Annotated in this window: 1 protein-coding gene; it reads left to right on the top strand. The window is 53.3% G+C overall.

The features are described 5' to 3' along the window. Positions 1–20: 20 nt before the first annotated feature. The coding region (nudE, locus tag K5E19_RS23775; protein ID WP_221553377.1) for an ADP compounds hydrolase NudE at positions 21–542 on the top strand (522 nt) is incomplete at its 3' end.

Genomic DNA, 542 nt, shown 5'->3' on the forward strand with positions numbered 1-542 from the left:
CACAGCAAAGACCCATCAAGATGAGCAAACCCTTACAAAAGCCCACCATTCTGAATGTTGAAACCGTCGCCAAATCACGCCTGTTTACGGTGGAAAGTGTCGACCTGGAGTTCAGCAACGGCGTGCGTCGCGTATATGAACGTATGCGGCCCTCCACGCGCGAGGCGGTGATGATCATCCCCATTGTGGACGATCACCTGATCCTGATCCACGAATATGCGGTGGGCACAGAATCCTATGAGCTGGGTTTCTCGAAAGGGCTTATCGATCCCGGTGAAACCGTTTTTGAAGCGGCGAATCGCGAGCTGAAAGAAGAGGTGGGTTTTGGCGCGAAAGATCTGACGTTTTTGAAAAAGCTGAGCATGGCGCCGTCCTATTTCTCCAGCAAAATGAATATCGTGCTGGCAGAAGATCTCTATCCGGAGAAGCTGGAAGGGGATGAGCCTGAGCCGTTGCCGCAGGTGCGCTGGCCACTGGCGCATCTGATGGATCTGCTGGAAGAACCCGATTTTAACGAAGCGCGTAACGTGAGTGCGCTGTTC

Origin of the sequence: Enterobacter sp. RIT637, assembly GCF_019718755.1 — a bacterium.
In the GTDB taxonomy this organism is placed as follows: Bacteria; Pseudomonadota; Gammaproteobacteria; order Enterobacterales; family Enterobacteriaceae; genus Enterobacter.